Source organism: Desulfurella sp. (assembly GCF_049977265.1).
Lineage (GTDB): Bacteria > Campylobacterota_A > Desulfurellia > Desulfurellales > Desulfurellaceae > Desulfurella.
In genome coordinates this window covers 1-6,105 of the sequence record NZ_JBMFGQ010000060.1, presented here as the reverse complement: position 1 = coordinate 6,105, position 6,105 = coordinate 1, and the positions used below count along the sequence as shown (strand labels likewise).

General features: G+C 31.6%; 4 protein-coding genes. 1 reads left to right on the top strand and 3 read right to left on the bottom strand.

Annotated features, from left to right (window positions below; translation table 11 throughout):
• The 3 genes from ACP5FO_RS08265 to ACP5FO_RS08255 form a co-directional block, all read right to left on the bottom strand.
• On the bottom strand, nucleotides 1-1,268 hold a 1,268-nt coding region (locus ACP5FO_RS08265; protein WP_428157358.1), incomplete at its 3' end, for a glycosyltransferase family 9 protein.
• Between the two features lie 3 nt (nucleotides 1,269-1,271).
• Nucleotides 1,272-1,829: an undecaprenyl-diphosphatase gene (locus ACP5FO_RS08260; RefSeq protein ID WP_428157357.1), complete on the bottom strand. Its 558-nt coding sequence runs from the start codon at nucleotides 1,827-1,829 to the stop codon at nucleotides 1,272-1,274.
• Between the two features lie 70 nt (nucleotides 1,830-1,899).
• Nucleotides 1,900-5,316 carry a pyruvate carboxylase gene (locus ACP5FO_RS08255; protein ID WP_428110721.1) on the bottom strand — a complete coding sequence of 1,139 codons (3,417 nt, stop codon included), beginning with the start codon at nucleotides 5,314-5,316 and terminating at the stop codon, nucleotides 1,900-1,902.
• Nucleotides 5,317-5,509: 193 nt separating this feature from the next.
• Between ACP5FO_RS08255 and ACP5FO_RS08250 the strand changes: the two genes are divergently transcribed.
• Nucleotides 5,510-5,929: a hypothetical protein gene (locus ACP5FO_RS08250; RefSeq protein WP_092129088.1), complete on the top strand. Its 420-nt coding sequence runs from the start codon at nucleotides 5,510-5,512 to the stop codon at nucleotides 5,927-5,929.
• Nucleotides 5,930-6,105: the final 176 nt, after the last annotated feature.

Below are 6,105 nucleotides of genomic sequence, written 5' to 3'. Positions count from 1 at the left end.
GTCTTGCATTTTTTTGCAGCTTTGTTTATGCAGGTTATATTTTTGCATGGACTATCTGAAACGTATGATCTGGATAACGCATCCTGCGATGATTTCAAAAAATTTTGTCTATTGGAGTCATACGAGTAAATATTAGCAGGTGTAGCACCAAAAATTGAAAATATTGCAGTTTTATTTTTTAAAGCTTTGTTATGTTCGTTTAACTTATAAGATGATGCGATATGTAAACCACCTGTGTCTGAGCTTATAAAGCAATCGCAAAAATCAATCAGTGCTGCATAAGCATCAATAGGTAAGTTATTGCTTAAAGGTATAATATGTTTTTTGTTATTAATCAAACTGTACAGTTTTTCCTGAAGGTTTTTTTGTGAAAACGAGGCACTTAAAATAATAGAAACATTATCTAATTTTGATAGTTGCTCTAATAAACTAAGTTGCATATGAAATGGTACAAGTGTAAAAACAGATGTTGCATCTACATTAAAAAAAATTGCTTTGTGATTTTTTGGTATTGTATCATATATCATTTTGGCTTGTTGAATACTATAAGAAGAAAGATATAGGTAATTTTTTTCAAAAGATATATTTGTATTAAATATTTCATTTAAAAAAGTGTGTATTGCGTAAGTTATGTGTGTTTTGGTTTGTTTGAAATAGTTATTTGCTACATAGACAGAAAGCCCCATATAGTTTATAAAATTTTTACCATTTATAGAATGCTTGTTTAAAAAAGGACAAAAATTTATTACAAGATCATAATTATTTTGTTTGATAAGATTGTTTAAATAATTTATTTCATCTTTACTTACAAAATTTGCTTTTTCAAAAATAGCAAAAACATTAGAGATATCCGGGTTATATTTGATTAGCGAATAAGCTTTCTTGTTGATTGCATAATCTATTGATTGTGCTCCAATTTTTTTTAACAAATTAGCAGCTGTTTGGATGTTTACTGCATCGCCAATATTTAAATCAGAAATTATTAGAATTCTTTTTAATGAAGATTGTTGGGCTATTTTTTGAGATTTTTTTATTTGCATGTTTAGTAAAATGTTGTTTGCAAAAGTGTATCTAACTGCAGTATTTGCAAAAATACGACCAGTACTTGGTGAAATATCACTTATATAAGATGCAAGACTTGCAAATAAGTTTGCAATGTTGAACTTTTGACTTACAAAAGAAAGTAATTTCAAAAAAAATAAACGGAACTGTTCAATTAAACGGTTTATACGGATTAAATAATTTTTTTGCGTGTATTCTTTTATCATATCTTAAAACATATTGAAAATTCTTATTTGCAATTTAATTAAAAAATCACTTACTTTACTAAAATAAGCCACAAAAGCATTAAGTAAAGTTAAAGCTACAATTGCAACAAAAAAAGATCCAACAATATCAAATGGAAAATGCACACCCACAAAAACTCTGGCAAATCCTGTTATTATAGCGAAAATAAAGCTTATTATAGAAATTGTTTTTTCTTTTGCATACCAGAAGCCAAACGATATGGCAAATGCAAGTGTGGCATGATCGCTTGGAAATGAAGAGTCTTTGGCGTGCGGTATTAACAGGTTACCAAGCCCTTCAACAAACGGTCTTGGATGGTAATAAAAAAGTCCGATTAAGAAATTTATAGAAAGTCCTATCAAAGCTACATAAAAAGCGCATAAGGCTTGTTTTTTGCGGTTTGATAGATATACAATAACTAATCCTAAAGCGTAAATATACGGAGAAAAAAGTGCAACAAATATGCAGAAGAAATTTAAAATGCCTATTTTTAATAAAGATAAATTATTAATAGCTAAAAAAAATTGATCATTTAAATTCATAATACCACCTTTAGCTTATCCTAATAAGGTGGTATTAACTATTGGTTACACAAAAATGATATAGTGTTAATTATTCAAGTTCAATTATCAAATCTTGCTCTTCTATGATATCACCTTCTTTTAGCAGTATATTTTTGACTTTGCCTTCTTTTATGGCAACTATTTTTGTTTCCATTTTCATTGCTTCAGTAATGCAAAGTGGCTGGTTTTTATTAACAAAATCACCTTCTTTGACAAGTATTTTAGATATTTTTCCAGGCATTGTGGCAATTACATGATTTGGATTTTTTTTGTCGCCTTTAAGATTTTGTTTTAATGTAGCTTGTAGATTCAAGTCTTTTATAGTAACAATTCTAGATTCACCGTTAACTTCAAAAGTAAGGGTTCTTTGACCTTTTGAGTCTGGTTCGCCTATGGCAATGAGTTTTACAAAAATTGTTTTTCCTTCTTCTAAGTTAATTACTGTTTCCTCAGCAATATTTAATGGAAAGAAAAAGTCTTTTGTAGATAATACCCATACATCGCCATACTCTTTGTTGAAATCATAGTAATCTTCTACCACTTTATTGTAAAGTGCGTATGAAGTTAATTCTCTAAACGGAACATCATCTCCTGATATGGTTTTCATTTTTTCTTTTGCTTCTTCAAAATTGTAATCTGGCAAAATCTCACCAGGTCTAATTGTGAGAGGTTTTTCACTTTTTAGTACCTTTTCTTGGAGGTTTTTGTCAAAACCACCGTAGGGCTGGCCCAGGTAACCCTTAAAGAAATCCACAACGCTTTGAGGAAGGGAAAGTTTATCAGCATCTTTTTTGAAATCCTCAATAGCTAAGCTGTTTCTAACTAAAAATAATGCCAAATCACCTACTACTTTTGATGAAGGTGTAACTTTAATCAAATTGCCCAATGCATTATTTACCTGTTTGTACATTTTTTTTACTTCATCCCATTTATCTAGAAGACCCAAACTTGTAACCTGAGGTTTTAAGTTGCTATACTGACCTCCGGGGATTTCGTGCTCGTATACTTCGGCTGTAGGCGATTTAAGTCCGCTTTCAAACAAAAAGTAATATGGTCTTACTTTCTCAAAATAATTAGCTAGCTCGTCAAGACTTTCTTGATCTAGTTTTGACTGGTTTGGTGTGTTTTTAAGTGCAGCAACTATGGAGTTTAGAGAAGGCTGGCTGGTTAGACCACTCATAGAACTTACCGCAGCATCAATTATTTTTGCACCAGATTCTATGGCGCACAAAACAGAGCTTTCAGCATTACCTGAGGTATTGTGTGTGTGAAAATGCAGTGGTACACCTACCTCTTGGCTTAGCGTTTTAAATAAGACTTTGGCTGCATATGGTTTCAAAAGCCCTGCCATATCTTTTATTGCTATAATATCCGCACCCATTTTTTCAAGTTTTTTTGCAAGATCTACATAGTAGGAGAGTGTGTATTTATTGTTTTTTGGTGATAATATATCATCAGTGTAAGAAATAGCAGCTTCACAGATTCTATCTAGTTTTTTTACTTCTTCCATGGCAATTGCCATCTGGTCTGTCCAATTGAAACAGTCAAAAATTCTAAATACATCAATCCCGCTATCAACAGCTTCTCTAATAAAGGCTTTTACAACATTATCTGGATAATTTGTGTATCCTACGGCATTTGCACCTCTTAAAAGCATTTGAAACGGTATATTTGGGATTTTTTGGCGTAACATGTCAAGTCTTTCCCAGGGATCTTCTTTCAAAAACCTATAGCATACATCAAATGTGGCACCGCCCCACATTTCAATTGAAAACAGTTTGTTCATTTTTCTTGCAACAAAATCAGAAACCTCAAGTAGATCCTTTGTGCGCATCCTGGTGGCGAGCAATGATTGGTGAGCATCTCTAAAAGTTGTATCGCAAAATAAAACTTCTTTTGATGATTTGATTTTTTCTACAAAGCCTTTTGTGCCTTCTCTTAAAAGCACACCCCTTAAGCCTTCTGGTATTTTGCCTTGAGCTTTTGGCTTTACTATTGTTGGAAAAACAATATTTTTCGCTTCACCATTTGGTTTGTTAACAATATTATTACCTAAAAATCTTAGAAGCTTGCTTATTCTATCTTTTGGTTTTTCAAACCTAAATATTTCTGGATGTGTTTCTAAAAAATGAACATTAAAATCACCTTTTAAAAAGTCTTTGTTTGACACAAGGTTTTCCAAAAATCTTAGGTTGTTTTTAATGCCTCTAATTCTAAATTCCCTAAGCGCCCTGTGCATTTTTTTTGCAGCTTCTTCAAATGTTAAACCAAAGGCCGTAATTTTTACAAGGAGCGAATCGTAAAATGGTGTGATTAACGCTCCAGTATAGGCGCTTGCAGCGTCAAGCCTAATCCCATAACCTGCAGGCGATCTGTAGGCTTCAATTTTACCAGTGTCAGGGGAAAAGTTGTTTTGTGGGTCTTCTGTCGTTATACGGCATTGAAAAGCATATCCTTTTTTGTGAATATTTTCTTGTTTGCCTAAGATATCTTTAAGCGGCTTGTCGCTTGAAATTTTTATCTGGGATTGAACAATATCTATACCCGTAATCATCTCAGTTACTGTATGCTCTACCTGCAATCTGGGATTTACTTCCAAAAAGTAATAGTGTTTTTTTTCTTCATCAACCAGATATTCAAATGTAGCTGCATTGTAGAGTTTTGTTTCTTTTGCAAACTTTATTGAATCTGAATACATTGATTGTAACAACTCATCTGGTATATTTAGAGATGGTGCAATTTCTACTACTTTTTGATGTCTGCGCTGGATAGAACAGTCCCTTTCAAACAAATGTACATAATTGCCAAATTTGTCCCCCAATATTTGCACCTCAATATGTTTAGGATTTTTTACTAATTTTTCAGCTATAATTTCATCACTTCCAAACGCTTTTAGGCTTTCTGATTTTGCCATTAAGTATTCTGATTCTAAATCTTGTGGTTTTTCTACCACTTTTATACCCCTGCCACCACCACCTTTGGTAGCTTTTATCAAAATAGGGTAGTTATTTTTTTCAGCAAATTCTTTTAACTCATTAATACTTGAAATACAATGTTTGCTGCCTGGTATAGTTGGAATATTTAGCTTCTGTGCTGTTTGTTTTGACATTAATTTATCACCGAAAATTTCTATTGCGTTTGAATGGGGGCCGACAAATATAACACCCGCTTCTTCGCATTTTTTAGCAAATAAAGGGTTTTCGCTTAAAAAGCCGTATCCTGGATGAATTGCATCTATATGTTTTGATTTTGCAAGTTCAATAATTTCATCCATTGATAAATATGCATCAACGGGGCTTTTACCTTCGCCAACAAGATAGGATTCATCACATTTGTAGCGATGCAAGGAATAGCGATCTTCGTAAGAGTAGATACCAATTGTTTCAATGTTTAGTTCTGTTGCAGCTCTAAAAATTCTTATGGCTATTTCACCTCGGTTTGCTACAAGCAACCGTTTAATTTTCATACAACCCCCTTTTATTTTCTTGCAATCTTTTTTTTACTATATCAAAAGCATATTGGTTAAGTCAAATATTTGTTATTTTGTAGCATTTATCTAGTTAATATTAGAAAAATTAATTAAAATTAAACAAAAATTAGTATTATTGATTTGACTTTTAAAAAAATCGTATTAATTTAAAAGAAAAAAGAGGTGATTTATGATTTGTCCTGTTGTTGAGTGGGAATTGATTGGTTCTGATGATGTAGGTAATGTGTACTACATGGATAAAGAAGGTGCAGGTATAATTTCAGAAGGCATTAAAAATATATGGCTTGAAAAAAAGTTTAGTAAAGAAGGTTTGGAAAAAGAAATTAAAGAATTATTAAATAAAAAAACAGATTCTTTAGTTGTTATTGATTATGATACAATAAAAATTGCACAAAGCGCAAGAATGCTATACAGGATAGATTATACAGATAAAACGAAAGTTGAGTTTATTTTGAAATTCATATCCTACCATGACAAAGATGGTAATACTTTATATTCACAAGCAGACATAGAAGATTTTAAGCCCCTTCCACAAAATATTAAAGATTATTTGTTTGATAAACTGCTTGATGATTTTAACCTAGAATAGTTTTTGTTATAAGTTTTCTTCTCATATTTTTTCCATAAGCAAAAAAATAAAAACAGTATTGACATTTTCAAATTTTTATACACAATATATTGTGTTGGTAGATACTTAAAACACAAAATGTTGAGGTTTGTTTATGCGTTGTCCGTTTTGTAAAGCATCTGATACACGCGTTATTG

Coding starts and splice junctions, on each gene's coding strand:
- ACP5FO_RS08260 (WP_428157357.1), bottom strand. CDS start 1,829: ATGAATTTAAATGATCAATTTTTTTTAGCTATTAATAATTTATCTTTA.
- ACP5FO_RS08255 (WP_428110721.1), bottom strand. CDS start 5,316: ATGAAAATTAAACGGTTGCTTGTAGCAAACCGAGGTGAAATAGCCATA.
- ACP5FO_RS08250 (WP_092129088.1), top strand. CDS start 5,510: ATGATTTGTCCTGTTGTTGAGTGGGAATTGATTGGTTCTGATGATGTA.